Below are 25,118 nucleotides of genomic sequence, written 5' to 3' on the forward strand. Positions count from 1 at the left end.
ACACCATGCTTTACAAACGCAACAACCCCCAACTGAACAAGAACGGTGAGCTGATTCACTTGCTCTCCACCGAAGGTTTGTCCAAAGACACCCTGACCCACATCCTCGATACGGCGCAGGGCTTTGTCAGTGTGAGTGACCGCGAAGTGAAGAAGGTCCCGCTTTTGCGGGGCAAAAGCGTGTTCAACCTGTTTTTTGAAAACAGCACCCGCACCCGCACCACCTTCGACATTGCGGCCACACGTCTGTCTGCCGACGTGTACACACTCGACATCGCGCGGTCTTCGGCCAGCAAAGGCGAGTCGCTGCTCGACACCATTGCCAACCTGAGCGCCATGGCGGCCGACATTTTCGTGGTCCGTCACAGCGAGTCGGGCGCGCCTTACTTGATCGCCCAGCATGTCGCGCCCCATGTGCATGTGGTCAACGCGGGCGACGGACGTCATGCCCACCCGACCCAAGCGTTGCTGGACATGTACACCATCCGGCACTACAAAAAAGATTTTTCAAACCTCACGGTGGCCATCGTGGGCGATGTGTTGCACTCGCGTGTGGCGCGCTCAGACATTCACGCGCTCACCACGCTGGGCTGCGCTGAGGTGCGCGTGGTCGGCCCTAAAACCCTGGTGCCCGCCGACATGGCGCAAATGGGGGTGCGTGTCTTCAATAACCTGGAAGAAGGCATCCAGGGCTGTGACGTGGTCATCATGCTGCGCCTGCAAAACGAACGCATGAGCGGTGCCTTGTTGCCCTCCAGCCAAGAATATTTTGAAAGCTTTGGCCTGACCCCCGAAAAGCTGCAACTGGCCAAGCCCGACGCCATCGTCATGCACCCGGGGCCGATCAACCGGGGCGTGGAGATCGACTCTGCGGTGGTCGATGGCCAGCAAAGCGTGATCTTGCCGCAGGTGACTTTCGGCATCGCGGTGCGCATGGCGGTGATGAGCATTGTCGCGGGCAACGTGGCTTAAACCCTAGCCGATCAGGAAACAGACGATGAAACTCCTCATTCAAAACGGCCGCGTCATGGACCCTGCCAGTGGCTTTGACCAAATCGGCGACGTGGCGATCGCCGCCGGGCGCATCGTGGCCATGGGCCAGGCGCCTGCTGACTTCTCTCCCAATCGGGTGATCAACGCCAAGGGGTGCATCGTAGCGCCCGGCTTGGTGGATTTGGCCGCACGCCTGCGCGAGCCCGGCCAAGAACATGCGGGCATGCTCGAGAGCGAATTGGCCGCAGCCGTGGCCGGTGGCGTGACCAGTTTGGTCTGCCCGCCCGACACCCAGCCCGTGCTCGACGAACCCGGTCTGGTGGAGATGCTGCGTTACCGCGCCGAAAAATTGCACCAAGCCCGCGTTCTGCCGCTGGGCGCACTCACGGTGGGCCTCCAAGGCGATGTGCTGACCGAAATGGGCCAACTCACGGCGGCCGGTTGCGTGGGTTTCAGTCAGGCCGAGGTGCCGATCCCCAGCACACAGGTGCTCCAACGCGCCTTGCAATATGCCAGTACCTTTGGATTCACGGTCTGGCTGCGCCCGCAGGAGCTGCATCTGGGCAAGGGCGTGGCCGCCAGCGGTCCATTGGCCACGCGCATGGGCCTGTCGGGCGTGTCGGTGGCGGCCGAAACCATCGCCCTGCACACCATCTTCGAGCTGGTCCGGTCGACGACAGCGCGTGTGCATCTGTGCCGCATCAGCAGCGCCCAAGGCGTTGAACTGTTGCGTCAGGCCAAGGCCGAGGGCCTGCCTGTGACGGCCGACGTGAGCATCAATTCGCTGCACCTGACCGATGCCGACATGGGCTACTTTGACAGCCGCGCGCGCCTCACGCCCGTGCTGCGTCAGCAACGTGACCGCGACGCCCTGCGTGCCGGTTTGGCCGACGGCACGCTCGATGTGCTCGTGTCAGACCACACCCCGGTGGATGCCGACGCCAAGGCCTTGCCCTTTGCCGAAGCCGAACCTGGCGCGACCGGTTTGGAATTGTTGTGGAGCCTGGCTTTGAAGTGGGGCCAAGATGCCCAACTGCCCGTGACCGATGTGCTGTCGCGCATCACGGCCGACCCGGCCCGCGTGCTGGGCACGACTTTGGGCAGCTTGCAAGATTCGGTCGGCCATTTGGCGGTGGGCGGCGTGGCCGATGTGTGCGTGTTGACCACCGAAGGCCATTGGTTGGTGGGCGATGCGGCCTTGCGCAGCCAAGGCAAGAGCACGCCGTTTTCAGGCTATGAATTGCCCGGTCGTGTGTTGGCCACGGTGGTGGGCGGACAAGTGGCCTTCGAAGCCGCTTGATGGCAGGGCGCAGCACCAGCATGGTTTCTTTGGGCGCCGTTTGGAAATTTTTGCGCGGTCTGTGGCATGTGCTGATGGGCATGTGGACGATTTACGTGCGCTTTCCCCAGTTCAGCCCCGAGCAACGTGAGATGCGCGTGCAAGCGTGGGCACTGCAGTTTTTGGCCTTGTGGGGCGTGCACTTGCGGGTGCTCGGCCAACCTGTGGCCAACGGCCCCACGCTGATGGTGGCCAACCACATTTCTTGGTTGGACATTTTGGTCATTCACGCGGCCAGGCACTGTCGTTTTGTGTCCAAATCCGACATCCGTGACTGGCCCTTGGTGGGCATGTTGGCCACGGGTGCTGGCACGCTGTACATCGAGCGCACCAGCCGCAAAGATGCGCTGCGCATGGTCCAGGACATGGCCGATGCCATGAGGAATGGCGATGTGGTGGCGGTCTTTCCGGAGGGCACCACCAGCGATGGACGCGCGTTGTTGCCTTTTCATGCCAACTTGATTCAGGCGGCCATACAGGCCGATGCCCCAGTGCAACCCATGTCGATCAAGTTCACCGATGCCCAAACCGGTGAATTGAGTTTTGCGCCTTGTTACATCGGCGACGACACCTTGATTGGGTCCATGTGGCGAACCCTGAAATCCAGCCGCATCGAAGCGGTGGTTCATTTTGGAGAACCCCAAACCGCCAACGGCCGGGATCGACGCGCTTGGGCGCAGGATCTGCGCCAAGACATCATGCTGTTGCGGGATACGCCCTAGGGCCTTGGCCGACCAACCACCGTTTTGGCGCTTGTTCAGACCAACTTGACCGGTTGGTATTTGGGGTCGGTGTGCTCGCAAGCCTCGGCCTTGGCACAAGGCATCTGGCACAGACCCCGGTCGGTGACTGGGCAGGTGCGGTTGAAAGTCACCACATGGTCCACTTCGGCGCGAATGCCGATCCACTCGCCCAGCTTGTGGTCGTGGTGGCTGGGGACGTGGGCCATCAACAGGTCACCGCTGGCCAAGCGCAGGGTGTACAGAAATTCAGAACCACGGAAGGCTTTGCGGATGATTTCTGCCTTCACCGGCGCGTCGTCGTCGTGCACGATGTCATCGGCGCGCAAAAGCACGTCGCATTGGCCATCCTCAAACACGCAGGGCAGGGGGCATTCGGCCACATCCTTGAGTTCACCCACAGGGGTGCTCACCCAAATGTGCCCGTCCACCTCACGCAGGGTGGCGGGGGTGAACACGCCGTGTCCAATGAAGTCGGCCACAAAACGGGTGGCGGGGCGGTGGTAGAGGCTGTAGGCATCGTCCCACTGGTGCAGTTGCCCTTCGCTCATGACACCGATCACATCGCCAATGGCAAAGGCTTCAAGTTGGTCGTGCGTGACCAACAAGGCGGTGGCTTGGGCGGCCTTGAGGATGTTGCGCACCTCTTGCGCCAAGCGTTCACGCAGGTCGATGTCCAGGTTGGAAAAAGGCTCGTCCAACAGCAGCAGGTCGGGCCGAGGGGCCAAAGCACGGGCCAAGGCCACGCGTTGCTGTTGGCCGCCTGACAACTCGTGCGCAAAACGTTTGTCAGCGCCGTTCAGACCCACCAAATCCAGCACCTCGGCCACGCGGTGTTGGCGCTCGGTTTTGCTCAGGTGCGCCAAGCCAAAGCCCACATTGCGGCCCACGTCCATGTGGGGGAACAAGGCGTAATCCTGGAAAACCATGCCGATGCGGCGGCTTTCTGCGGGTTCGGTGTGTTGCGCGTCGCTGACCACGCGGTCAGACAGCAGCACTTGACCGCCAGAAACTGGCTCCAGTCCGGCCACGGCCCTGAGCAAACTGGTCTTGCCACAGCCTGATGGGCCAATCAAAACACCAATGTCACCGACCTTGAGGCTCAGGTTGACACCTTGCACCGCAGGCGAGGTGCTGCCGGGGTAACGGATGTCCAGTTGGCGCAGTTCGAGAAACATGCGCTTGATTGTAGGCAGGTTGATCTGCGCTCCTACAATCCACGCCTATGCTGACCACTTTGGCCCGCCGTTTATCGGGCCTTCCTTCCTTGCTCTTTGCCCTGCTGGCGCTGGCCTTGGCCTTGCCGGTCTTGGCTGTGCTGGGCTCGTGGCTGCAGTGGAGCGGCCAAAGTGCCGACATCTTGCTGGAGATGGCCCGCACGGTGCTGCCCGATTACGCGCTGACCACGCTGGGTCTGTGCCTGATGGTGGCGGTGGGCGTGACGGTGCTGGGCTTGGCCACGGCGGCGCTGGTCACACTGTTTGATTTTCCAGGGCGCGGCGTCTTTGAATGGCTGCTGCTTTTGCCGCTCGCCATGCCGGCCTATGTGGTGGCTTATGCTTATACCGACTTTTTGCAGTTCAGCGGGCCGCTGCAGGTGGCCCTGCGTGAGGCGCTGGGTTTGCAGGGCCGCTTGTGGCCTGACGTGCGCAGCGTCTGGGGTGCGGCGCTGGTGTTCACGCTGTCGCTGTACCCGTATGTGTATTTGCTGGCCCGCACGGCTTTGGTGGAGCGTGCTTCAGGCTTGATGGAAGCGGCCCGGTTGCTGGGTGCGCCTTTGTCTCGTCGCATCCGAGAAATTGCCTTGCCTTTGGCCCGCCCGGCTGTGGCTGCGGGCGTGGCACTGGCCCTCATGGAAACCTTGGCCGACTTTGGCGTGTCCAGTTACTTCGGCATCCAGACCTTCACTGCCGGCATCTACAAAGCCTGGCTGTCCATGGACAACCGCATTGCAGCCGCCCAGTTGGCCACCGTGCTGCTGGCCGTGGTGGTGGTTTTGTTGCAATTGGAGCAACGCGCCCAAAAGCGGATGCGCTTCAACCAAGGGCGCGGTGCACGCCAGGGCTCGGCCGAAGCCCAGCCTGTGCAGCTGCACGGCATGCGCCGCGTGCTGGCGTGGACAGTCTGCAGCTTGCCTGTGTTGCTGGGCTTTGTGTTGCCCGTGCTCATCATGCTCAGGGCCTTTGTGGGGGAAACCACTGAAATGCCGTGGGAGCGCTTTGGCCAATGGGCCTGGACCAGCTTGCGCCTGGGCGCCATCACGGCGGTGCTGGCCGTGGGCGTGGCGCTGGCGCTGGCATTCAGTGTGCGCACCCGCGCTGATCGCATCAGCCAAGGCGCGATCCAGCTGGTGGGTTTGGGTTACGCCATACCGGGTGCGGTCGTTGTGGTCGGTTTGCTGTTGCCACTGGGTTGGCTCCAGCAAGTTTGGCCCGCCTCGTCTGCAGGCGCTTGGATCACGGCCACTTCTTTGGGTTTGGTGTGGGCTTATTTGGTGCGTTTTTGCGCGGTGGCCTTGCAATCTGTGCAAAGCGGCTATGCGCGCATTCCGGCCAGCCTGGACGATTCGGCCCGCATGCTGGGCGTGACCGGTTGGGGCCTGATGCGCCGGGTGCACATGCCCTTGCTGCGGCGCACCACCGTTGCTGCGGCCTTGCTGGTGTTTGTGGATGTGATGAAGGAGTTGCCCGCCACCATGGTGTTGCGCCCCTTCAACAGTGACACCCTGGCCGTGGTGGCTTACCAGTTGGCGCGCGATGAGCGCTTGGGCGAAGCGGCTTTGCCCTCGTTGGCGCTGGTGCTGGTGGGCTTGATTCCGGTGATTTTGCTCAGCCGGACTTTGCGGCAGCCCTCATAAAGCTTGGGTGGCTTTAGCTGAATCTGTGCATAAGCAAAGAACAAATCAATGGTTTGAAGTCTTCTCGAAAATGGCCACAATGTGCTTTTGCCGCATGCAGCGGCTACAGCGTGGCCTGCGATGGCTGCCCCAAAAAAAGAAACATCGCCTGGATATTGGACAATTGTGCGAAATCCATGCCCATCCAATTGGAAGCCAACCCATGCCCGCCAAAGCCCCAGTTGACGACAGCGTCTTGACCGACTCTGAAGAAGTCTTTGAAAAAGCCGCAGAGGTGTTTCGCGTGATGTCTGCGCCCATGCGTCTGCGCATCATCAGTGCGCTGTGCAATGCCGAGAAAAACGTCGGTGAGTTGCTGGCCGAAATCGACACCACGCAGCCCAATATGTCACAGCACCTGAACACGCTTTACCAAGCTGGGGTGGTCGGTAAGCGCCGCGATGGCGTACAAATTTATTACCGGATCATCAATGAGAGGGTAGTGATGCTCTGTCGGACGGTGTGCGTCCAGATCGCCAGCGAGTCCGATTGAAAGGCAAGCGTCAGTTTCAAGTCGGGTTTTCACGGGCATGGAATCGGCTTTGACGCGACTAATATCCATACTTAAGGAGAAACGAATGAAAAGAAATCTGTTGTTGCTGATCGGCCTGTTGGTCACAACCCTTTCCTGGGCCGACATCAAGGTGGTTTACCACCTGAGTGAGGGCATTCCTCAGGCATCTCGGGCGATCGGCAACATCCGCAACCACTTGGCAGCCGACCCCAAGGTCAAGATCGTGGTGGTCGCCCATGGACTGGGCATCGACTTTTTGCTGGATGGCGCTGTCAACCAAATGGACCAAGCCTTTGCCGGGGGCGTGAGCGATTTGGCCAACAAAGGGGTGGAGTTTCGCGTTTGCAACAACACCTTGGTGGCCCGCAAAATTTCAACCGACAAGTTGTTGATGGAAGCCAAAGTGGTGCCAGCAGGCGTGGCCGAAGTGGCCACATTGCAAGCCAAGCAAGGCTATGTTTATTTGCGTCCCTGAATGGGCTGGGTGAAACCAGCAAAGCATTGATTTTTATCGAGGAAAACCCATGAAGATGAAACACCTTTTGGCAGCGGCCAGCCTGGTCGCCGTGTCAGGTCTGGCGCAAGCCCAGATTGATCCCCTGCAGGCGCGTAGCTTGGCCGCTTCTTGCGCGGCCTGCCACGGCACCGATGGCCGAGCTCAGCCGGGCATGATTTCCCTGGCAGGGTCCAATAAGAATGACATGGTCAAAAAAATGCAAGATTACAAAGCCGGTCGCGTACCCGCTGCCACGATCATGCACCAGCTCGCCAAGGGCTACACAGATGAGCAAATCGAAGCCATTGCGGTTTATTTTGCAGCCCAAAAACGATAAGGAAAACTGTCATGCAACGTCGTCATTTTTTACAAACCGGCTCCGCTTTGGGTGCCATGGGCATGGTTTCGGGTTGCGCCACCATCGGTGGCGGCAGTGGGCCTAAAGTGGTGGTCATCGGTGGCGGTTATGCCGGCGCCACGGCAGCCAAATACTTGCGCATGTGGTCGGACCACAAAATCCAGGTCACCCTGGTTGAGCCCAATAATGCCTTCATCTCTTGCCCCATCTCCAACTTGGTGCTCGGCGGCAGCAAGACGATGGCCGACATCACCACCCCCTATGACAACCTGACCAAGCGCCACGGCGTCAAGATCATCCAGGACCGCGTCAACACCATTGACGCCGACAAGCGCATCGTTAAATTGGCGGGCGGCACTGAGCTGAGCTATGACCGCCTGATCGTTTCGCCCGGTGTGGACTTCATGTGGGAGACCTTGCCCGGCATGAACCGTGCTGGCGCCAAAGAGCAAGTGATGCACGCCTGGAAGGCGGGCGAGCAAACCCTGACCCTGCGCAAGCAACTTGAAGCCATGCCCGATGGCGGCGTGTTTGCCATGTCCATTCCCTTGGCGCCTTACCGCTGCCCTCCCGGCCCTTACGAGCGCGCCTGCCAGGTGGCCGACTATTTCACCAGAGCCAAACCCAAGAGCAAGGTCTTGATTTTGGACGCCAACGACGACGTCACCTCTAAGCCTGCTTTGTTCAAGAAGGCTTGGACCGACCGCTACAAAGGCATCATCGAGTACCGCAGCAAGCACAACGTGACCGATGTGGATGTGGCCAACAAGACCTTGAAGTTCGAGTTCAACGAAGACGTCAAGGCCAGTGTGCTGAACGTGATTCCTTCCATGCGTGCGGGTGACATCGCTGTGAACGCAGGCTTGGCCACCGCCAACAAACGCTGGTGCGAAGTGGACTTCTTGACGTTTGAGTCGAAAGCCGCCAAGAACGTGCATGTGTTGGGCGATTCGATCCAAGTCGCTCCTTTGATGCCCAAGTCTGGCCACATGGCCAACCAACATGGCAAGACCTGCGCGGCAGCGGTCATTGCTTTGTTGATGGACAAACAGGTCAACAACATGCCTGTCTACAACAACACCTGCTACAGCTTTGTCAGCAGCAAAGACGTGGTTCATGTGGCCAGCGTGCACCGCTACGATGCCGAGAGAAAGACCATGCTGACCGTGCCCGGCTCGGGCGGCGTTTCGAGCGCTGCCAATGAGCTGGAAGGCATCTACGCCTTGTCTTGGGCGCAAAACATCTGGGCCGATATACTGGCTTGATGCACCATTTGCGTGGCCACGTGCCACGCCATTGATAAAACGCCGCAGTCTTGGACTGGCGGCGTTTTTTTTGGGGTGAATTACATGGCCCAGCCCATGCTGCGGTGGATGCGCCAAGAGATGCCCGCGCCCAACCAAATGGCGATCAGCGTGAGCCAAGCGGTGACCGAGAAAATGGAACCCCCGGTCAAGCCAGCGCCCACGGTGCAGCCGCCCGCCAAGACGGCTCCAAAACCCATGAGGACAGCGCCTGTCAAGTAATGACCGAGTTTGTTCTCGGTTTTGAAGCCTTCAAATTTGAATTCACCGCCGACCAAGGCGCCCAACAAAGAGCCGACAAATGTGGCGGGCAATAAACCGGCATCAAAACCCAGGCTGGGCGATGTGGCGCTGGACAGCACCCGCATCAACATTTCTGCCGATGCGCTGCTGAAGCTCAGGCTTTGGATTTGAATGGCTTCAAACGACTGTGTCGCGATGGCCTGGGTCAAGCCCCAGCCCAGAGCGATGCTCAATCCCGTGACCAGTGCAAATGCGGCCAAGCCCCAGCGCTGGGGATGTGTTTTGAAGAAAAAGTAAAAACCGGTGGCGAGGGCCAACAAAGCCAGAGCCAGGCCACCCGTAGCGCCAAGCCCTGTGATGTGCAGCAAGTCGCGCGACGGACCACCATCCACAGGCCACCAGCCTGCCAAGGCTTTGCGAGCGGGCGCCAACCAGCCAGCGATGCTGGCTTGAACCGTGACCGCGAAGACCAAACCAGCCAACAAGGCACGCATGTTGCCGTTGGCCGACAAGATCAGCAAACGGCTGGCGCAGCCGCGGGTCAGGATCATGCCGGCACCAAAAAACAAGCCCCCCAAAACAGCGCCTGAAATGCTGGCAGGCATGGCGATGTAGCGGGCGTCTGCAGGCTTGAGTCCACCCATGAACACCAAAGCCTGTACACCCACCAGGCAAGCCCCAAATGCCAGCCACCAGACGCTGAACCGATCGCGCGCCTGACCCTCGCAGCATTCAATCACGGCCGCACGGGCGCAAAATCGGCTGCGCTGGGCCGCGAAACCGAAAATGAAACCCACCAGGGCACCGGCCATGGCCAATACTTGGGTGTCGCCCCAGGTTTCGATCAAGCTTGCGAGATTCACGAATTTCTCCAATAATTCATTGGTTTCTTATATTTATGGGGGCCGAGTTGTCCAAACCTGTGGCCAACGCAAAACCCGCTATTGTCCACTTTCTTAAATCCATGCCGTCAGTACTCTCTTTGCCAAACCAGTCAGCATGGCGCAGGCGTGACTGTTTGGTCATGGCTGGCTTGGCCTTGGGGTTTGGGCCCGCGCTCGCTCAACGCAGCGCGGCCACTTTGCCTGCGGCGCAATCTTTGCCCGATGAATTGGCTCGAGCGCTCCAGAACAAACAAGCCTTGGTGGTCATGGTCAGCTTGGACGGCTGTGTGTTTTGCCGCCAAGCGCGGCACAGCCATCTCTCCCCCATGCACAAAGCCGGCACGGTCATCGTGCAGGTGGATATGCGCAGCACCCAAGCGGTGGTCGATTTCGGGGGCAAACTGGTCACGCACGACCAATTGGCCCGCGCCTGGAAAGTGTCCATCGCACCCACGCTGCTCTTTTTTGGCCCCCAAGGTAAAGAAGTGGCCGAGCGCATGGAAGGCGGTTATTTGCCCGACTTTTACGGTCCTTATCTAGAAGATCGCATGGCACAGGGGCGCAGAGCATTGACGTCCCTTTGACCTTGACAGCACTTCAGACCTGCACCTGAAGTGGATTTATAAAAACATGATCCCCATTCAAATTGAATCGGCCTGGAAAGGCACTTCGGACTGTCGCAATTGCGGCATCCGCGACATGGTGCTCTTTGCCGACTTGAACGAACAGGATTTTGGCGAAATCCACACCCCCATCGATGACATGGCGTTTGCGGCAGACGCTCCCCTTTACACCGAAGGTCAAACCGCCTTGGGTGTATTCACCTTGCGCAAAGGCATGGTCAAACTGGTGCGCAGCACCGCCGACGGCCGCGAACGCATCGTGCGCGTGCTGCGCCCCGGCGACGTGGTCGGTCTCGAGGCCTTGGCGACTGCACGCTACGACAGCGAAGCCATCGCCCTGGTCGAAGCCCAGGTCTGCCGCATCCCCTTGTCGGTGCTGCACCACTTGTCGGCCAACTCGCCGCGCCTTCACAAACGTCTGATGCAAAAGTGGCAACAAGCCCTGAAAGACGCCGACGACTGGCTGGCCGACCTGAACTTCGGCTCGGCGCGCCAACGCGTGGCCGCCCTGGCCCTGAAAATGCGTGATCCCGATCAACCCGGCATGACCTCGTTTTTTGCGCGTGACGACATGGGCGCCATGCTCGACATCAAACTCGAAACCGTCAGCCGTGAAATCAGCGCCCTGGTGCGCGACGGTGCCCTGAAGCCCTGCGACAAACAGGGGCGGCGCTACGAAATCACGAACGAGGTGCTCTTGCAGCGCTGAACCAACGCAGCGCGGCGAATGGGCCGACCGAGGTCAATTTCTTCACCAATTGCCAGGGGGCCTCTGGTGCGACCTGGCTACGTCAGCGGTGCACTGGGCCTCACGCTGGCTGCTTTATTTTGCGGGCAGCCACGCGACCCGTTCCTGTCTTACAGCGCGTTGATCGGTATCTTGACGTAGGCCGTGCCGTTTGCTTCTTTTGGCGGCATCTCGCCAGCGCGGATGTTGATCTGCACCGCCGGCAAAATCAGCGCTGGCATCTCCAGTGTGGCATCTCGCTGGGTGCGCATCTCCACAAACTGGGCCTCACTGATGCCGTCGTGAACATGGATGTTCTTCGCCCGCTGCTCGGCCACAGTCGTTTCAAACGCCACCGGGCGGTTGTTAGGCGGGTAATCGTGGCACATGAACAGCCGCGTCTCGGACGGCAGGCTCAGAATCTTGCCTATGGACGCATACAGCGTCTTGGCATCGCCACCGGGGAAGTCACAGCGGGCCGTCCCCACGTCGGGCATGAACAAGGTGTCGCCGCCGAACACCGCATCCCCGACCTGGTATGCCACGCAAGCGGGCGTGTGGCCGGGCACCGCCATGACGCGTGCAATGAGTTCGCCAATGCGGAACTCTTCCTCGTCCTTGAGCAGCGCATCGAATTGCGAACCATCCAGTTGAAATTCGGGCTCCAGGTTGAAGATGGCCTTGAACACCTTCTGCACCCGCGTGATCTGGTCGCCGATGCCGATCTTCCCGCCAAGCTTTTGCTTCAGGTATGGCGCTGCGCTCAGGTGGTCGGCGTGCGCATGGGTCTCTAGGATCCACTGCACCTGCAGGTCGTGGGCATTCACGTAATCAATCACCTTGTCGGCCGAGGTGGTGCGGGTGCGCCCGGACTTGTGGTCGTAGTCCAGCACAGAGTCGATGATGGCAGCGGCCGAACCCGGGCCATGGTGGACGACGTAGGTGACCGTCCAAGTGGCTGAGTCAAAGATGCCGTGGACTTGGGGCTTCAGCGTGTGGGGGGTCATGGAACGATCCTTTCAGTTAAGTTTTAGATAGTATATTGACAAATATATTGTTTGTCAATATAGTGTGGTCATCGCCGTTACTGAAAGCTCTGGCCAGAGCCCGTACCCATGACCACCGACACACTCGATCTCCAAGACATGCAGGCCGCTGCTGAACGCGCCTGCGAATTGATGAGGGTGCTTGCCAACCCCGACCGTTTGCTCATTTGCTGCCAGCTTTCCCAACAAGAGATGTGCGTGGGCGAGCTTGAATCAAGCCTCGGCATCGTGCAGCCCACGCTGTCGCAGCAACTGACCGTGCTGCGCAACGCGGACCTGGTTGCCACCCGACGTGAAGGCAAGAACATCTTTTACCAACTGACCAGCACTTCAGCACTGGCCGTGATGAATACCCTTTTCCAACAGTTCTGCACCACCCCAACCACAAGGAACAAAAAATGAACATTGACTGGACCCACTTCACACCCTGGACGGCGCTGGCAGGCGGCATCCTATTAGGGATTGCCTCAGCCGCCTTCATCTTGGTCAACGGCCGCGTGCTGGGCATCAGCGGCATCCTGGGCGGCCTTTTGGTGCCTAAGCGCAGCGATGCCAGCTGGCGTGTGTTCTTTTTGCTGGGCATGCTGCTGGCCCCAGCCACGCTGTCGCTGCTGGCGCCTGGCCTGATCAGCGCGCCACGCATCGAGGCAGGCACCGTCGCCATCCTGGTGGCGGGTCTCCTGGTCGGCCTGGGCACACGCTATGGCTCGGGCTGCACCAGCGGCCACGGCGTGTGCGGCCTGTCGCGGCTGTCGCCGCGCTCGCTGGTGGCAACGATGGCCTTCATGGCCTCGGGCTTTGCCATGGTCTACGTCATCCGTCACCTGATCTGACAACAAGGAGCATGTCATGAATCGTATTTCTGAATTCGCCATCGGCCTTCTTTTCGGTTGGGGCCTGCTTATCTCTGGCATGACCGACCCCGGCAAGGTGATCGGCTTTCTGGACCTTGCTGGCACTTGGGACCCCTCGCTGGCCTTCGTGATGGGTGGTGGCATTTTGGTGGGCCTCGTGGGCTTTACCGTGGCCAAAAAGCGCACCCGCAGCATCCTGGGCTCGGCGATGCACTTGCCCACCTCGCGCGACATCGATCGGCGCCTGGTGTTGGGCTCGCTGACCTTCGGCGCTGGATGGGGCCTGGCGGGCTTTTGCCCGGGCCCTGGCATCGTCGCCATGGGCGCAGGCGAGTCCAAGGCCGCGCTGTTCGTGGTGGCCATGATCGCTGGCATGTTGGTGTTCGAAGTGCTGGACCGCTGGGCCAAGGCCCGGGCAACACGCGGCGCCGGAGCCTGAGATGCGTGCGAGACTGCCCCGGCTGCCCATGGTCGATTGGACGCGCGGTTATGACCGCACCACCTTGTCCAGCGATTTGGTGGCGGCAGTCATCGTCACCGTCATGCTGATCCCCCAGAGCCTGGCGTATGCAGCGCTGGCGGGGCTGCCTCCGCAGGTCGGCTTGTACGCCAGCATCGTGCCTTTGCTGATGTATGCCGTATTCGGAAGCAGCCGGGTGTTGGCGGTGGGGCCGGTGGCTGTGGTGTCGCTGATGACGGCTACGGCCATTGGCGATCTGGCTCAGGCGGGTTCAATTGCCTACGGCGCACTGGCCATCACCCTGGCATTTGTATCGGGCGCCATGTTGCTGCTGATGGGCTTGCTGCGGCTCGGTTTTCTGGCCAATTTCCTCAGCCACCCAGTGATCTCGGGCTTCATCACTGCCTCGGCCCTGCTGATTGCAGCCGGCCAGCTCAAGGTGATCTTGGGGGTCAAGGTGGAAGGTCATCACTTCTTTGAACTGGTGCTAGGCCTGGTGCGCCAGGCGTCCCACACCCACACCCTGACTGCGGCCATTGGTTTGGGGACCGTCGCTTTCCTTTTCTGGGCCAGGCGCGGCGTCAAGCCCCTGCTGCTGCGCTTGGGCATGGGGCCGAGGCTGGCAGACGGCCTCGCGAAGGCGGCGCCCGTAGCGGGCATCTCCATCACGGCCCTGCTCACTTGGGTTAGCGAATGGCATGAGCAGGGGGTGCGCATCGTGGGCACGGTGCCCCAGGGCTTGCCGCCGTTCACGCTGCCTGCTTGGGACTGGGCGCTCTGGCAGCAGCTGGCGGTTCCGGCCTTGCTCATCAGCGTGGTGGGCTTTGTGGAATCGGTCTCGGTGGGCCAGACCCTGGCGGCCAAGCGCCGTCAGCGCATCGTGCCCGATCGCGAACTGGTCGCTCTGGGCGCGAGCAACCTGGGCGCGGCGCTGACCGGAGGCTTTCCGGTGACGGGCGGCTTTGCTCGTTCGGTGGTCAATTTCGATGCTGGGGCGCAGACGCCTGCCGCGGGCATCTTCACCGCAGTGGGCATTCTCTTGGCGGCCTTGCTGCTCACTCCAGCGCTCTTCTACGTGCCGCAGGCCACTCTTTCAGCCACCATCGTGGTGGCCGTGCTGTCCCTCGTGGATCTGCATATCTTGCGCAGCACCTGGGCTTATTCGCGCCCTGACTTTGCAGCGGTCGTGGTGACCCTGTTGGTCACACTTGCTGCTGGCGTGGAGGCCGGGCTGGTGGCTGGCGTGGGTTTGTCACTGCTGCTCTACCTCTACAAAACCAGCCGCCCGCACATCGCCGAAGTCGGATTGGTGCCGGGAACCGAGCATTTCCGAAACATCCTGCGCCACAAAGTTGCGGTGAGCCCCCAGCTGGCCAGCCTGCGCGTGGATGAAAGCCTTTACTTTGCCAACGCACGCGTACTGGAAGACCGAGTCAATGCATTGGTCGCCGAACGGCCTGCGCTCAAACATCTGGTGCTTCAGTGCTCGGCGATCAACGATATCGACGCCAGTGCGCTCGAAAGCTTGGAAGCCATCGACCAGCGGCTGCGCGGCGCTGGCCTGCGCCTGCACCTGAGCGAGGTCAAAGGCCCGGTCATGGACAAACTTCGAGCCACCGAATTTCTACAGCACCTGAGCGGGAAGGTTTACCTGAGCCACTATCAAGCTGTCACCGAGCTGACGCCCGAAATCTGTCATTCTTCAGATATCTAGACTCAGATCATCAGGAGATCAATATGAATGAAATCTGGCTGGCGATGAACATCGCCTGCGAAACGGCCTTAGGCCTGCTGCCCGCGCTGGCGCCTTTGGTGTTGATGTGGGGGGTGATGATGGTGATCAACCGCAAAAAGCTCAATCGGGTCAAGCCCGCAACGCTGGCCGCGGTGGCCGTGCTGGTGGCATTGGTGGCCGTTGTGGCTTTGCCATCCATGACCCAATCAAGCTTGGCTGACATGACTGATTGGGTGGATTGGGCTGCTTTGCTGGGCATGGCCGCAGGTTGGGGCGTGGCCGCTGCGTTGCTGATGTGGCCTGTGTTGGCCATGCGGCAACGCTGACATCGGCAGACATACGCCGTTCAAGCTGCTCAACACAGCAAGATGAAGTATTAAACGGTCATGGACAACTGAAACACCGAATTGGGGGCTTTCGGGATCAATGGTGGCGCCAGGGGCTTGAGTTTGAAGCGGTTCTGGATGGGAGTTTCTTCGGGTGTTTCCACGGCTGCCAGGTCAACGAAGTCCGCCAGTACGAATTTACTCAAGGTGTCGATCACAATTTGTTCTAAGCCCAACTCAAATTCAGCGGGTGCGGACAAGCCGTCGGTGTCGTGGTCTTGCTGTGCCAAGGTGCTCTCAAAGGCGGAGGCGATGTCCCACATGGACACCAAGGCGATGTCGCCTTGGATGTTGTAGCCGCCACCCGGGCCTTTGTTGGCACTGACGATGTGGTGGTCCTTGAGTGGTTTGAGGATGCTCTCAAGGTTAGACACCGACAACTTGAGTCGGTTGGACAAGGTGGTGGTGGAGACCCGGCCTTTGTGCTGCAGCTCGGCGATGACCACGCACACATCCAAGGCATTGATGGTTCGATTTGAAATCATGGCGATCAGCTCCTTTGAGTAGTATTTTGAGTTATTTATCTACGCAAGTGGTGAAAAACCTAACGAAACTTTGTTTTTCGTCATAAAATCTACGCAATACCTCCACATTGGTGCTGCTTTGATCTCTACTTCAACTTCTGGCCCGATGTTTCGCATCGGTGCTGTCTCCAAGACCACGGCTATTCCGGTTTCAACCTTGCGCATTTGGCAAACCCGCTACGGCGCTTTCAGCCCTGTTAAAACCGAAGGTAACCAACGTTTGTTCGGTGAACCCGATGTGTCGAAGGCGCTTTTGCTCAAGCAGTTGATTGGGGCAGGGCACGGCATTGGGGCCATTGCGCACCTGGATCTGGAGCAGTTGCGTCGCCTCGCGAGTCAAGACACCCACGCCACAAGCCCTTCACCTGTGTTGACCTTGCCTGTTTGCTTGGCGGTGGTGGGTCTGGGTTTGGCCAATCGTCTCGAGTCGATCAAATTTGCCGCGGTCTTGAGCCAGCACCGCATCCAGGTGACCGATGTGCTGGAAGATTTGGCCTCGGTCAGCCATGCGCCTTTGTCCGATAAGCCGCAGGTCTTGTTGGTTCGGGTCAGTTCGCTGCAGGACACGGTTTTTTCAGCCATTCAGACCTTGACCCAGCGGCACGCTTTTGCCCAGACCATCGTGCTCTACAACTTTGCCCCTGATGTGGTGGTGCAGACCATGAAGCTGGCCGGCATGATCGTGCGGCGAGACCCTATCTCTGATGGTGAGTTGGCCGAGTTGTTGCAATCGATCTTGTTTGTGGACCGCAACAGAGCCCAGGAGTTTGGTGGCCAAGGTGCGGTGATTGCCAGCCGCAAATACTCAGACCAGACCTTGCGACGCGTGGCCGGTATCTCGACCAATGTGCTGTGTGAATGCCCGAGGCATGTGGCCGAGTTGATTGCCCAGTTGGCCAGTTTTGAGGAATACAGCCAAGAGTGCCTGAACAAGAACGCCGAGGACGCTCACTTGCACTCCTATTTGCGGGCCATCTCCGGCTCGGCACGTTCCTTGTTCGAGAACGCGCTGGAGAAAATCGCATTGCATGAGGGCATCGACTTGCGGGAAAGTGAAGTTTCAAAACTTCAGCAATGACGCAACCTTGGCGGCGCAAGCCCCGCAAAGCATGGGCTGTCTGAATGTTGTATCGATTGCAGGTGGTTTTGATGCTTGTGCTGCTGCTGGCAAAACAGTGTCAAACCCGAACAGCCTGCGTTTGATGGAGACCGATGGCCGCTTTTCTGTAATGACATGGGGCCTTTCAATCACCATCACTCAGTAAAATCCCTGACGCCGAAATGGGTCTGGGTTGTTCTTATCCGCATTGATTTCGGTTAAATTAGCGCCTGGTTATATTCAACCCCCCATTGATGGAGTTCTTGATGAAATTGATTTTTGCTGTGGCCGCTGTGGCTGCGTTGACGTCTGCCCCAGCCTTTGCCAACTTGGACATGGCCAAGAAAAACAACTGCATGGCTTGCCACGCTGCTGACAAAAAAATGGTGGGTCCCTCCTACAACGATGTGGCTAAAAAATATGCAGGTCAAAAAGATGCAGCAGCGAATTTGGCCAAGAGCATCAAGGCCGGCGGTGCTGGCAAATGGGGCCCAGTGCCCATGCCCGCACAAGCTGCTTTGAGCGATGCGGACGCTTTGACATTGGCCACATGGATTCTGGCGGGTGCCAAGTAAAAACGGCCCTTTGAGGTTTGTTTGAATCGACAATGTGAAAGCCCAATGGAGACGTGGCTTTCGTTTGCCGCTCAAGGTTGACGCCCTGAGCGGTTTTTTCATGGGGAAACTGCTGTGAAATTCGTCAAGATTTTGGGTGGGTTGGGTATGGCTTGGGCATTGGCAAGCGCAGCCACGGCGCAACCTGCGATCTTCAAAGAAGCCGACTACAAGCTTGGTGAAAAATTGATCGCCGAGAACAAGTGTGTGGCCTGCCATGTGTCCAAAGTGGGGGGCGATGGCAGTGCCATGTACAAACCCCAAGGCCGAATCAATACGGCGGGGTTTTTACGCGGCATGGTCGAGCAGTGCAACAGCCAATTGAACCTGGGCTTGTTTCCGGAGGAAGTGACTTCTGTGGCCGCGGTTCTCAACCGAGACCATTACAAATTCAAGTGATCAGGGTTTGTCCTGAATCGAATGTTGTCTCCGTGTAATCCCTGATTCAGATTGGCTTTTTATCCTATATATTAGCATATCCGAATATACGAACCTATTGACCATTTGGGCTTGTGCCGTGTGATACCTGACTCTGGCCACTCGATTCGTCGCAACGGAGAGTGTGAGTTTGGAAATGGTCGGGATTGCCCACTCAAAACCAGGAGTTTGTGTGAACGAAGACAGCATCAATTCAGGAAGGGTGCAAAAAGCACCTGAACACTTTCTGACCCCGCGTGGCGTGAAGGAAGTTTTTGCCGAGGGCAAAAAGGGTCGCCGTGATTTCATCCGCAACGCTTTTGCCGCTGCGGCTGCCGGTGCCGCAGCGCCCATGGCCATGGCACAAGGCAATCCGGTGCCGGCTGAAGGGGGTGATCCCAATATCTTGAACCTCCCTGAGCACACCACAGGCCTGGGACAGGGCGTGGCCACAGAAGGTTACGGCAAGCCTTCCCAGTACGAAGCCAACTTGCAACGCCGCCAAAGCCCTGGCTTGACGCAAACCACGCAAGCTTCGGTGTCGTTCGCCCCCCTGCAGTCCTTGTTTGGCATCGTCACGCCCAGCGGCTTGCACTTCGAGCGTCACCATCAGGGTTGGTGGGACATTGATCCTTCCAAGCACCGCTTCATGATCAATGGCATGGTCAAAAAGAACATGGTATTCACCATGGACGAGATCATGCGTTTGCCGTCGGTCTCGCGTTTTGCCTTCATTGAGTGCGGCGCCAACACCGCCACCGAGTGGGGCAACGTGGCGGTGCCCACAGTGCAGTACACGCACGGCATGATCTCTTGCAGCGAGTTCACGGGCGTGCCCCTGATCACTTTGCTCGAGTTGGCGGGTGCTGACTTGAAGAACGGCAAGTTCGTCTTGGCTGAGGGTGCGGATGGATCGTCCATGACCCGCACCATTCCGATGAGCCTGATTACCTCGGGTGAAGTCATCGTGGCTTACGGACAAAACGGTGAAATGTTGCGCCCCGAAAACGGTTACCCATTGCGTTTGGTGGTACCCGGTGTGCAGGGCGTGAGCTGGGTCAAATACCTGCGACGGGTCGAGGTGGGTGACAAGCCTTACGCCGCCAAAGACGAGGCCATTCACTACATTGATTTGATGCCCAATGGTTTGCAGCGCCAGTACAGCAACATTCAAGAAGTCAAAAGCGTGGTCACCACACCCTCTGGCGGACAGGTGCTGCTGGACAAAGGTTTTTACAACATCACAGGTTTGGCCTGGACGGGCAAGGGCAAGATCAAGCGGGTGGATGTCTCCACCGACGGCGGACGCAATTGGCGACAAGCGCGGCTGGAAACTCCGGTGCTGTCTAAGGCACTGACCCGGTTCAACCTCAATTGGGTCTGGGACGGCAAACCTGCCATCATTCAAAGCCGTGCTCAAGATGAAACAGGGCACGTGCAGCCCACTTACCAACAGTTGCGTGCTGTGCGCGGAACCCGATCCATCTATCACAACAACGCCATCCAATCTTGGTTGGTACAGGAAAACGGTGAGGTGAAAAATGTCCAAGTTTCGTAATGCCGTTTTAGCCTTTGTTTGTCTGGCCGCAGCTGGCTTGGCCAGCGCACAGACCACAAAATTTCCTGGCGTGGGCCGCGAGGCCACGGCCAAAGAAGTGGCCAAGTGGGACATCGATGTGCGTTCCGACTTCAAGGGTTTGCCAGCCGGTTCTGGCTCGGTGGCCAAAGGCCAGGATGTGTGGGAGGCCAAGTGCGCCCATTGCCATGGTGTGTTTGGCGAGTCCAACGAAGTCTTTAGCCCCATCGTGGGTGGAACGACAGCCGAAGACATCAAAACAGGTCGTGTGGCCAATTTGCAGCGCGCCGACTACCCCGGGCGCACCACCCTCATGAAGGTGCCCACGGTGTCCACCTTGTGGGACTACGTCAACCGGGCCATGCCTTGGACCAACCCCAAGACACTGACCACGGAAGAGGTCTATGCCGTCACAGCCTTCATGTTGAACCTGGGCAACATCGTGCCGGACAACTTTGTCTTGTCGGACAAAAACATCGCCGAAGTGCAGGCCCGGATGCCCAACCGCAATGGCATGACCACTGCACATGCGATGTGGCCTGGCAATGAATTTGGGGGCGTCAAAAAGCCCGACACGAACAACAAAATTTGCATGAAAGACTGCACGCCTGAGCCTAAAGTGGCGTCATTTTTGCCAGACTTTGCGCGCAACGCACACGGCAACTTGCAAGAGCAAAACCGGATTGTCGGACCACAACGGGGTGCAGACACAACGCGCCCAGAGCCCAAAGCCGGTACGCCAGCAGCTGCAGCAGCAGCAGCTGCGCCTGTTGCAGCCGCCAAGCCAGAGAAAAATGAATCCAAGGCCGTCATTGCATTGTTGAACAAGCACAGCTGTACCGCCTGCCATGGTGTTGATAAGAAAATCGTGGGCCCAGGCTTTCATGAAATTGCCAAAAAACAGGCTGGCAAGGTCGCTTACCTGACAGAAAAAATCAAGGTGGGTGGTGTGGGGGTTTACGGACCGATTCCAATGCCTGCACAATCACTGCCTGACACGGATGCCAAACTGATTGCAGAATGGATTTCCAAGGGGGCCAGCAAGTAACGTGGGCCGATCCCACGGTACAGCTGAACCTGTTTCTATCGCATCACTCAACCATCAAAGGAGATATCAGATGCAAAACCGTCGCGAGACACTCAAGCAAACCGCTGTTGTGGCTGGCCTCTTGGCCGCCGCTGGCTTCCCACAGTTCGCACAAGCTGCAGTCAACAAAGCCGCATTTGACGCCAAATCGGTTCAGGACTCCGCCAAGGCTGCGGGTGCCAAAAGCATGGCTGAAAGCAAAGACGTGACCATCACTGGTCCGGACATTGCTGAAAACGGTGCTGTGGTGCCTTTGGGAGCCAGCACGACCTTGGCCGGCGTCAAGCACTTGATGATCATGGTCGAGAAAAACCCGTCAGCACTGGTGGCCATGTTCAACGTGACCGATGCCGTGGATGCCAACTTCTCGACCCGCGCCAAGATGGGCCAGTCTTCTGATGTCTACGCTGTGGCCATCATGAACGACGGCCGTGCTTTGTGGGCCAAAAAAGAAGTCAAAGTCACTTTGGGTGGTTGCGGCGGTTAAACGCTTGCAGACACCGTTTACACATTGATTCACTGAAAGATTTAGGAGAGAAACATGGCAGATCCAATGCGCATTCGTGCCCAAGTAGCGGGTGACAAAGCAACCGTTCGTGTGCTCATGGCCCACGAAATGGAAGCAGGCCAGCGTCGTGACGCTTCCGGCAACCTCATCCCCGCCTGGTTCATCCAAGAGGTCACCGCCACCCACAACGGCAAAGTCGTCTTGACCGCCGAGTGGGGCCCAGCTGTGTCCAAGAACCCCTTCATGCAGTTTGCCGTCAAGGGCGCCAAAGCCGGCGACAAGATTGCTGTGACCTGGAAAGACAACCGCGGTGCCACACGCACCGACGAAGCCACGGTGTCCTGATCGAACGATGACATTGCAAAGGGTGAAGTCACAACTTCACCCTTTTTGCGTTTGACAATAACAAAGAGGTGACTATGAAAACTGTAAAGACCCTTTCACTCGCGGCGGCCCTGACGGTTTGCGCGTGGCCTGTGATGGCGCAAAAAACAGCGAGCCAAGGCATTGATGAATACCGTGCCATGTTGCAAGACGGCAACCCCGCTGAACTGTATGAAGCCAAAGGCGAAGACCTTTGGAAAAAAGCCCGTGGGCCCAAAAATGCCTCTCTTGAAAAATGCGATTTGGGTAAAGGTCCCGGCGTCGTTAAGGGTGCTTTTGTGGAGCTGCCTCGCTTTTTTGCCGACACGCAACGCATGCAAGACTTGGAGTCGCGCCTGGTCACTTGCATGGAAAACTTGCAAGGTTTCAATGCTGCCGAAATTTCCAAGACGGCTTTTGGTCGCGGTGAGATGGCCAATGTGACGGCTTTGGCCACTTGGATCGCAGCAGAGTCCAAGGGGCTTAAATTCAATTTGTCGCAATCGCACGCCCAAGAAAAAACTTTCTATGAAGTGGGCAAGCGCTTGTTCTTTCAGCGCGGCGGCACCCATGATTTCTCATGTGCCTCTTGCCACGGCGAAGAGGGCAAGCGGATCCGTTTGCAAGACTTGCCCATCCTGACCAAGAACCCGGGCGATGGCGTCGGCTTCGCTGCTTGGCCTGCTTACCGTGTTTCCAACGGGCAGATGTGGAGCATGCAGCTGCGCTTGAACGATTGCTATCGCCAACAGCGTTTCCCCTATCCAGGTTTTGGCAGTGATGCCACTGTGGCTTTGTCCACGTATCTGGGTGTGAACGCCAAAGGCGCCGCCTCGATTGCCCCGGCCATCAAACGCTGATCAGACTTGGAGATCTTCATGAACAAAAAAACCCAACTCGTATTGGCCAGTCTTGCTGCTGCTTTGGTGGCAGCTGGCTGCGCATCTGGCCCCTCCGTGGCCGAACTCAATGACCTGACTGACAAGATCGTCAAGGCTTCTTTCCGTGACCAAAGCCATGTCAAGGTGGAGCGCATCACCGCCACCGACGAAACCAACCGCGCTTGCAGTGAAGCCGATGTCGCGGGTAAGCCGCTGGACGAGAAAACCGCCAAGCGCATCGAAGAAGCCAATATGAAGGCCATCAAGTGGCCATCGGATGGCAAGTTCATCGGTGACTGGAAGCAAGGTGAAGTCATCGCGCAAAGTGGCCGTGGCCTGACGTGGACCGATGCGGCCACAGCGGTCAACGGTGGCAACTGTTACAACTGCCATCAGATGGACAAGAAAGAAATTTCTTACGGCACGCTGGGACCAAGCCTGTACAACTACGGCAAGATCCGCGGCGTGTCCAACCCTAACGATCCGGCCAGCAAGGCCATTGTGGAGTACACCTGGGGCAAGATCTGGAACGCCAAGGCCTACAACGCCTGCTCCAACATGCCCCGCGCTGGGCACATGGGTGTGTTGAACGAAACACAGGTCCGCCACATCGTGGGCCTGCTGCTCGACCCCAAATCGCCCGTGAACCAATAACCCTCCAAACCCGGCCAGGCCGGGTTTTTTGGACTTTTATATATCAGTGGTTGCAAATATGAATCTCTCCAAACGCGAATTTATCCAGGTCATGGGCGCCGGCACCATGGCTGGCATGAGCATGGGCTCTTTTGCAGAGGCCAGTGCTGCCACCGCGGCCAATGGCTTGTACGACATTCCCAAATTTGGCAATGTGTCTTTTTTGCACATGACCGATTGCCATGCCCAGCTCAAGCCGATTTATTTCCGCGAGCCCAGCATCAACCTGGGCATTGGTTCCATGCAGAACAACTTGCCGCATTTGGTGGGCGAGCATTTGCTGCAAGTGGCCAAGATCCGACCCGGCACCGCAGAGGCGCATGCCCTGACCTTTTTGGACTTTGAAAAGGCCGCCAAGCGCTACGGAAAAGTGGGCGGTTTTGCCCACTTGGCCACGCTCGTCAAGCGCATGAAGGCAAGCCGCCCAGGTGCGCTGCTGCTCGACGGTGGTGACACTTGGCAAGGCTCGGGTACCAGCTTGTGGACCAACGGCCAAGACATGGTGGATGCCTGCAAATTGCTGGGTGTGGATGTCATGACGGGTCACTGGGAATTCACCCTGGGCATGGAACGCGTCAAAGAAATCATCGAAAAAGACTTTGCCGGCAAGATCGATTTTGTGGCCCAAAACGTCAAGACCAACGACTTTGGCGACCCGGTGTTCAAGCCCTATGTGATCCGTGAAATCAACGGTGTGCCTTGCGCCATCATCGGCCAAGCGTTCCCGTACACCCCGATCGCCAACCCGCGATACATGGTGGCCGATTGGGCATTTGGCATTCAAGATGAAAACATGCAGGCGATGGTGAACGAAGTCCGTGGCAAAGGCGCGCACGTGGTGGTGGTCATCAGCCACAACGGCATGGACGTGGACCTCAAGATGGCCACGCGCGTCAGCGGCATCGACGCCATCATGGGCGGCCACACGCACGATGGCATGCCCGTGGCCACGATTGTCTCCAACAAGGGCGGTAAGACGCTGGTCACCAACGCGGGCTCGAATGGCAAGTTTTTGGGTGTGCTCGACTTTGACGTCAAAGACAAAAAGGTCAGCGATTTCCGCTACAAGCTGCTGCCCGTGTTCTCCAACATGCTGCCCGCCGACAAAGAGATGGACGCACTCATTACCAAGATCCGTGCGCCTTACGAATCCAAACTGGCCGAAAAACTGGCCGTGACCGACGGTCTGCTTTACCGCCGCGGCAACTTCAATGGCACGGGTGACCAACTGTTGGTGGATGCCTTGATGGCTGTGCAAGGTGCAGACATGGCCTTTTCGCCGGGTTTCCGTTGGGGCACCACTCTCTTGCCAGGCCAAGCCATCACACGCGAGTGGTTGCTCGACATGACCGCCACCACCTACTCGTTTGCCACAGTGACCGAGATGACGGGCGAGACCATCAAAACCGTGCTCGAAGACGTGGCCGACAACCTGTTCAACCCAGACCCTTATTACCAACAGGGCGGTGACATGGTGCGTGTGGGTGGCTTGACTTACAGCTGTAACCCCGTGGGCACGGCGGGCAAGCGAATCAGCGACATGCGGTTGAAGGGGCAGTTGATCGAAGCGGGCAAAAAGTACAAGGTGGCCGGTTGGGCGCCTGTGGCCGAAGAAGCGCGTCATCAGGGCAACAAACAGGTGTGGGAAGTGGTCGAGACTTGGCTCAAAGCCCAAGGTGGTCGCATCAAGCCTCGCCAACTCAACACGCCCAAGATCATCGGTGCTTTGCCCAACAAGGGTTACGTGGTTTAAGGCACG

At 58.5% G+C, this 25,118-nt stretch carries 30 protein-coding genes; 26 read left to right on the top strand and 4 right to left on the bottom strand.

What is annotated here, in order from left to right; translation table 11 throughout:
• The first annotated feature begins 5 nt into the window (after window positions 1–5).
• The 3 genes from B472_RS13910 to B472_RS13920 are packed head-to-tail and all read left to right on the top strand — an operon-like array spanning window position 6 to window position 3,053.
• A complete protein-coding gene (locus B472_RS13910) occupies window positions 6–971 on the top strand; it encodes an aspartate carbamoyltransferase catalytic subunit (RefSeq protein ID WP_019427592.1) in 966 nt (321 codons plus the stop codon).
• 25 nt (window positions 972–996) lie between these two features.
• Window positions 997–2,292, top strand: coding sequence for a dihydroorotase (locus B472_RS13915; RefSeq protein WP_019427593.1), 1,296 nt, complete (start codon window positions 997–999; stop codon window positions 2,290–2,292).
• The gene (locus tag B472_RS13920; RefSeq protein WP_019427594.1) at window positions 2,292–3,053 is read left to right on the top strand and encodes a 1-acyl-sn-glycerol-3-phosphate acyltransferase; all 762 of its coding nucleotides are present in this window, start codon (window positions 2,292–2,294) and stop codon (window positions 3,051–3,053) included. Before B472_RS13915 ends, B472_RS13920 begins: the two co-directional genes overlap by 1 nt.
• 35 nt (window positions 3,054–3,088) lie before the next feature.
• Here the strand turns inward: B472_RS13920 and B472_RS13925 are convergent, their stop codons facing one another.
• Window positions 3,089–4,249 (bottom strand): ABC transporter ATP-binding protein, encoded by a 1,161-nt coding sequence (locus B472_RS13925; RefSeq protein ID WP_019427595.1) that lies wholly within the window; start codon window positions 4,247–4,249, stop codon window positions 3,089–3,091.
• A 47-nt stretch (window positions 4,250–4,296) separates the two neighbouring features.
• On the opposite strand from B472_RS13925, the gene B472_RS13930 reads away from it, so the two are divergent.
• The 5 genes from B472_RS13930 (at window position 4,297) to B472_RS13950 (ending at window position 8,600) form a co-directional block, all read left to right on the top strand.
• A complete protein-coding gene (locus B472_RS13930) occupies window positions 4,297–5,928 on the top strand; it encodes an iron ABC transporter permease (RefSeq protein WP_019427596.1) in 1,632 nt (543 codons plus the stop codon).
• Window positions 5,929–6,130: 202 nt separating this feature from the next.
• Window positions 6,131–6,460: a helix-turn-helix transcriptional regulator gene (locus tag B472_RS13935; RefSeq protein ID WP_026039663.1), complete on the top strand. Its 330-nt coding sequence runs from the start codon at window positions 6,131–6,133 to the stop codon at window positions 6,458–6,460.
• A gap of 85 nt (window positions 6,461–6,545) precedes the next feature.
• Window positions 6,546–6,956 carry a DsrE family protein gene (locus B472_RS13940; RefSeq protein WP_019427598.1) on the top strand — a complete coding sequence of 137 codons (411 nt, stop codon included), beginning with the start codon at window positions 6,546–6,548 and terminating at the stop codon, window positions 6,954–6,956.
• A gap of 49 nt (window positions 6,957–7,005) precedes the next feature.
• Complete coding sequence (locus B472_RS13945; RefSeq protein ID WP_019427599.1) at window positions 7,006–7,314, top strand: c-type cytochrome; 309 nt, start codon at window positions 7,006–7,008, stop codon at window positions 7,312–7,314.
• A gap of 11 nt (window positions 7,315–7,325) precedes the next feature.
• A complete protein-coding gene (locus B472_RS13950; RefSeq protein ID WP_019427600.1) occupies window positions 7,326–8,600 on the top strand; it encodes an FCSD flavin-binding domain-containing protein in 1,275 nt (424 codons plus the stop codon).
• A gap of 80 nt (window positions 8,601–8,680) precedes the next feature.
• Here the strand turns inward: B472_RS13950 and B472_RS13955 are convergent, their stop codons facing one another.
• Window positions 8,681–9,745: a YeeE/YedE family protein gene (locus B472_RS13955; RefSeq protein WP_040506013.1), complete on the bottom strand. Its 1,065-nt coding sequence runs from the start codon at window positions 9,743–9,745 to the stop codon at window positions 8,681–8,683.
• 101 nt (window positions 9,746–9,846) lie between these two features.
• Between B472_RS13955 and B472_RS13960 the strand changes: the two genes are divergently transcribed.
• Both B472_RS13960 and B472_RS13965 read left to right on the top strand, forming a co-directional pair.
• Complete coding sequence (locus B472_RS13960; protein WP_040506019.1) at window positions 9,847–10,350, top strand: thioredoxin fold domain-containing protein; 504 nt, start codon at window positions 9,847–9,849, stop codon at window positions 10,348–10,350.
• A 46-nt stretch (window positions 10,351–10,396) separates the two neighbouring features.
• Complete coding sequence (locus tag B472_RS13965; protein WP_019427603.1) at window positions 10,397–11,098, top strand: Crp/Fnr family transcriptional regulator; 702 nt, start codon at window positions 10,397–10,399, stop codon at window positions 11,096–11,098.
• Between the two features lie 149 nt (window positions 11,099–11,247).
• Here B472_RS13965 and B472_RS13970 read toward each other — a convergent pair whose 3' ends face one another.
• Window positions 11,248–12,123: an MBL fold metallo-hydrolase gene (locus tag B472_RS13970; protein ID WP_019427604.1), complete on the bottom strand. Its 876-nt coding sequence runs from the start codon at window positions 12,121–12,123 to the stop codon at window positions 11,248–11,250.
• 138 nt (window positions 12,124–12,261) lie between these two features.
• Between B472_RS13970 and B472_RS13975 the strand changes: the two genes are divergently transcribed.
• Genes B472_RS13975 through B472_RS13995 form a run of 5 tightly spaced genes read left to right on the top strand, consistent with a single transcriptional unit; the run spans window position 12,262 to window position 15,537 of the window.
• On the top strand, window positions 12,262–12,564 hold the full coding sequence (locus tag B472_RS13975) for a metalloregulator ArsR/SmtB family transcription factor (RefSeq protein ID WP_192877876.1): 303 nt from the start codon (window positions 12,262–12,264) through the stop codon (window positions 12,562–12,564).
• Window positions 12,561–12,995 carry a YeeE/YedE family protein gene (locus tag B472_RS13980; RefSeq protein ID WP_019427606.1) on the top strand — a complete coding sequence of 145 codons (435 nt, stop codon included), beginning with the start codon at window positions 12,561–12,563 and terminating at the stop codon, window positions 12,993–12,995. The genes B472_RS13975 and B472_RS13980 overlap by 4 nt, the downstream gene beginning before the upstream one ends.
• 16 nt (window positions 12,996–13,011) lie before the next feature.
• A complete protein-coding gene (locus B472_RS13985; protein ID WP_026039666.1) occupies window positions 13,012–13,455 on the top strand; it encodes a DUF6691 family protein in 444 nt (147 codons plus the stop codon).
• 1 nt (window position 13,456) lies between these two features.
• The gene (locus tag B472_RS13990) at window positions 13,457–15,190 is read left to right on the top strand and encodes a SulP family inorganic anion transporter (RefSeq protein ID WP_026039667.1); all 1,734 of its coding nucleotides are present in this window, start codon (window positions 13,457–13,459) and stop codon (window positions 15,188–15,190) included.
• A gap of 23 nt (window positions 15,191–15,213) precedes the next feature.
• On the top strand, window positions 15,214–15,537 hold the full coding sequence (locus tag B472_RS13995) for a DUF5368 family protein (RefSeq protein ID WP_019427609.1): 324 nt from the start codon (window positions 15,214–15,216) through the stop codon (window positions 15,535–15,537).
• A 50-nt stretch (window positions 15,538–15,587) separates the two neighbouring features.
• On the opposite strand, the gene B472_RS14000 is transcribed toward B472_RS13995, so the two are convergent.
• Window positions 15,588–16,082, bottom strand: a complete 495-nt coding sequence (locus tag B472_RS14000; protein ID WP_019427610.1) for an Rrf2 family transcriptional regulator — start codon at window positions 16,080–16,082, stop codon at window positions 15,588–15,590.
• Window positions 16,083–16,227: 145 nt separating this feature from the next.
• On the opposite strand from B472_RS14000, the gene B472_RS14005 reads away from it, so the two are divergent.
• The 11 genes from B472_RS14005 (at window position 16,228) to soxB (ending at window position 25,112) form a co-directional block, all read left to right on the top strand.
• Window positions 16,228–17,199: a MerR family transcriptional regulator gene (locus B472_RS14005; RefSeq protein ID WP_019427611.1), complete on the top strand. Its 972-nt coding sequence runs from the start codon at window positions 16,228–16,230 to the stop codon at window positions 17,197–17,199.
• Between the two features lie 7 nt (window positions 17,200–17,206).
• Entirely contained in the window at window positions 17,207–17,386 is a 180-nt protein-coding gene (locus B472_RS17240; RefSeq protein ID WP_026039668.1) for a hypothetical protein, read from the top strand.
• Window positions 17,387–17,486: 100 nt separating this feature from the next.
• Window positions 17,487–17,795 carry a c-type cytochrome gene (locus tag B472_RS14015; RefSeq protein ID WP_026039669.1) on the top strand — a complete coding sequence of 103 codons (309 nt, stop codon included), beginning with the start codon at window positions 17,487–17,489 and terminating at the stop codon, window positions 17,793–17,795.
• A 114-nt stretch (window positions 17,796–17,909) separates the two neighbouring features.
• Window positions 17,910–18,233 (top strand): hypothetical protein, encoded by a 324-nt coding sequence (locus B472_RS14020; RefSeq protein WP_019427613.1) that lies wholly within the window; start codon window positions 17,910–17,912, stop codon window positions 18,231–18,233.
• Window positions 18,234–18,408: 175 nt separating this feature from the next.
• Window positions 18,409–19,809 carry a sulfite dehydrogenase gene (gene soxC, locus B472_RS14025; protein WP_050995465.1) on the top strand — a complete coding sequence of 467 codons (1,401 nt, stop codon included), beginning with the start codon at window positions 18,409–18,411 and terminating at the stop codon, window positions 19,807–19,809.
• A complete protein-coding gene (locus B472_RS14030; RefSeq protein ID WP_019427615.1) occupies window positions 19,793–20,875 on the top strand; it encodes a c-type cytochrome in 1,083 nt (360 codons plus the stop codon). The genes soxC and B472_RS14030 overlap by 17 nt, the downstream gene beginning before the upstream one ends.
• A gap of 70 nt (window positions 20,876–20,945) precedes the next feature.
• On the top strand, window positions 20,946–21,401 hold the full coding sequence (gene soxY, locus B472_RS14035; protein WP_019427616.1) for a thiosulfate oxidation carrier protein SoxY: 456 nt from the start codon (window positions 20,946–20,948) through the stop codon (window positions 21,399–21,401).
• Window positions 21,402–21,455: 54 nt separating this feature from the next.
• On the top strand, window positions 21,456–21,767 hold the full coding sequence (soxZ, locus tag B472_RS14040; protein WP_026039671.1) for a thiosulfate oxidation carrier complex protein SoxZ: 312 nt from the start codon (window positions 21,456–21,458) through the stop codon (window positions 21,765–21,767).
• Between the two features lie 74 nt (window positions 21,768–21,841).
• Window positions 21,842–22,645: a sulfur oxidation c-type cytochrome SoxA gene (gene soxA, locus B472_RS14045; protein WP_026039672.1), complete on the top strand. Its 804-nt coding sequence runs from the start codon at window positions 21,842–21,844 to the stop codon at window positions 22,643–22,645.
• Between the two features lie 18 nt (window positions 22,646–22,663).
• Window positions 22,664–23,320, top strand: a complete 657-nt coding sequence (gene soxX / locus B472_RS14050) for a sulfur oxidation c-type cytochrome SoxX (protein ID WP_026039673.1) — start codon at window positions 22,664–22,666, stop codon at window positions 23,318–23,320.
• Between the two features lie 58 nt (window positions 23,321–23,378).
• Window positions 23,379–25,112 (top strand): thiosulfohydrolase SoxB, encoded by a 1,734-nt coding sequence (gene soxB, locus B472_RS14055; RefSeq protein WP_019427620.1) that lies wholly within the window; start codon window positions 23,379–23,381, stop codon window positions 25,110–25,112.
• The last annotated feature ends 6 nt before the right edge of the window (window positions 25,113–25,118 follow it).

It is taken from the genome of Limnohabitans sp. Rim28 (genome assembly GCF_000293865.2).
Classification (GTDB): Bacteria; Pseudomonadota; Gammaproteobacteria; order Burkholderiales; family Burkholderiaceae_C; genus Limnohabitans_A.

Excerpts from the sequence above, each read along its gene's own strand:
- soxB (WP_019427620.1), top strand. The coding sequence starts at position 23,379 with ATGAATCTCTCCAAACGCGAATTTATCCAGGTCATGGGCGCCGGCACC.
- B472_RS13930 (WP_019427596.1), top strand. The coding sequence starts at position 4,297 with ATGCTGACCACTTTGGCCCGCCGTTTATCGGGCCTTCCTTCCTTGCTC.
- B472_RS13915 (WP_019427593.1), top strand. The coding sequence starts at position 997 with ATGAAACTCCTCATTCAAAACGGCCGCGTCATGGACCCTGCCAGTGGC.
- soxZ (WP_026039671.1), top strand. The coding sequence starts at position 21,456 with ATGGCAGATCCAATGCGCATTCGTGCCCAAGTAGCGGGTGACAAAGCA.
- B472_RS14030 (WP_019427615.1), top strand. The coding sequence starts at position 19,793 with ATGTCCAAGTTTCGTAATGCCGTTTTAGCCTTTGTTTGTCTGGCCGCA.
- B472_RS13970 (WP_019427604.1), bottom strand. The coding sequence starts at position 12,123 with ATGACCCCCCACACGCTGAAGCCCCAAGTCCACGGCATCTTTGACTCA.
- B472_RS13985 (WP_026039666.1), top strand. The coding sequence starts at position 13,012 with ATGAATCGTATTTCTGAATTCGCCATCGGCCTTCTTTTCGGTTGGGGC.
- B472_RS13950 (WP_019427600.1), top strand. The coding sequence starts at position 7,326 with ATGCAACGTCGTCATTTTTTACAAACCGGCTCCGCTTTGGGTGCCATG.
- B472_RS13980 (WP_019427606.1), top strand. The coding sequence starts at position 12,561 with ATGAACATTGACTGGACCCACTTCACACCCTGGACGGCGCTGGCAGGC.
- B472_RS13935 (WP_026039663.1), top strand. The coding sequence starts at position 6,131 with ATGCCCGCCAAAGCCCCAGTTGACGACAGCGTCTTGACCGACTCTGAA.
- B472_RS14005 (WP_019427611.1), top strand. The coding sequence starts at position 16,228 with ATGTTTCGCATCGGTGCTGTCTCCAAGACCACGGCTATTCCGGTTTCA.
- B472_RS13925 (WP_019427595.1), bottom strand. The coding sequence starts at position 4,249 with ATGTTTCTCGAACTGCGCCAACTGGACATCCGTTACCCCGGCAGCACC.
- B472_RS13975 (WP_192877876.1), top strand. The coding sequence starts at position 12,262 with ATGCAGGCCGCTGCTGAACGCGCCTGCGAATTGATGAGGGTGCTTGCC.
- soxY (WP_019427616.1), top strand. The coding sequence starts at position 20,946 with ATGCAAAACCGTCGCGAGACACTCAAGCAAACCGCTGTTGTGGCTGGC.
- B472_RS13910 (WP_019427592.1), top strand. The coding sequence starts at position 6 with ATGCTTTACAAACGCAACAACCCCCAACTGAACAAGAACGGTGAGCTG.
- B472_RS13960 (WP_040506019.1), top strand. The coding sequence starts at position 9,847 with ATGCCGTCAGTACTCTCTTTGCCAAACCAGTCAGCATGGCGCAGGCGT.
- soxC (WP_050995465.1), top strand. The coding sequence starts at position 18,409 with ATGGTCGGGATTGCCCACTCAAAACCAGGAGTTTGTGTGAACGAAGAC.
- B472_RS13965 (WP_019427603.1), top strand. The coding sequence starts at position 10,397 with ATGATCCCCATTCAAATTGAATCGGCCTGGAAAGGCACTTCGGACTGT.
- B472_RS13945 (WP_019427599.1), top strand. The coding sequence starts at position 7,006 with ATGAAGATGAAACACCTTTTGGCAGCGGCCAGCCTGGTCGCCGTGTCA.
- B472_RS14000 (WP_019427610.1), bottom strand. The coding sequence starts at position 16,082 with ATGATTTCAAATCGAACCATCAATGCCTTGGATGTGTGCGTGGTCATC.
- soxA (WP_026039672.1), top strand. The coding sequence starts at position 21,842 with ATGAAAACTGTAAAGACCCTTTCACTCGCGGCGGCCCTGACGGTTTGC.
- soxX (WP_026039673.1), top strand. The coding sequence starts at position 22,664 with ATGAACAAAAAAACCCAACTCGTATTGGCCAGTCTTGCTGCTGCTTTG.
- B472_RS13990 (WP_026039667.1), top strand. The coding sequence starts at position 13,457 with ATGCGTGCGAGACTGCCCCGGCTGCCCATGGTCGATTGGACGCGCGGT.
- B472_RS14015 (WP_026039669.1), top strand. The coding sequence starts at position 17,487 with ATGAAATTGATTTTTGCTGTGGCCGCTGTGGCTGCGTTGACGTCTGCC.
- B472_RS13920 (WP_019427594.1), top strand. The coding sequence starts at position 2,292 with ATGGCAGGGCGCAGCACCAGCATGGTTTCTTTGGGCGCCGTTTGGAAA.
- B472_RS13940 (WP_019427598.1), top strand. The coding sequence starts at position 6,546 with ATGAAAAGAAATCTGTTGTTGCTGATCGGCCTGTTGGTCACAACCCTT.
- B472_RS13995 (WP_019427609.1), top strand. The coding sequence starts at position 15,214 with ATGAATGAAATCTGGCTGGCGATGAACATCGCCTGCGAAACGGCCTTA.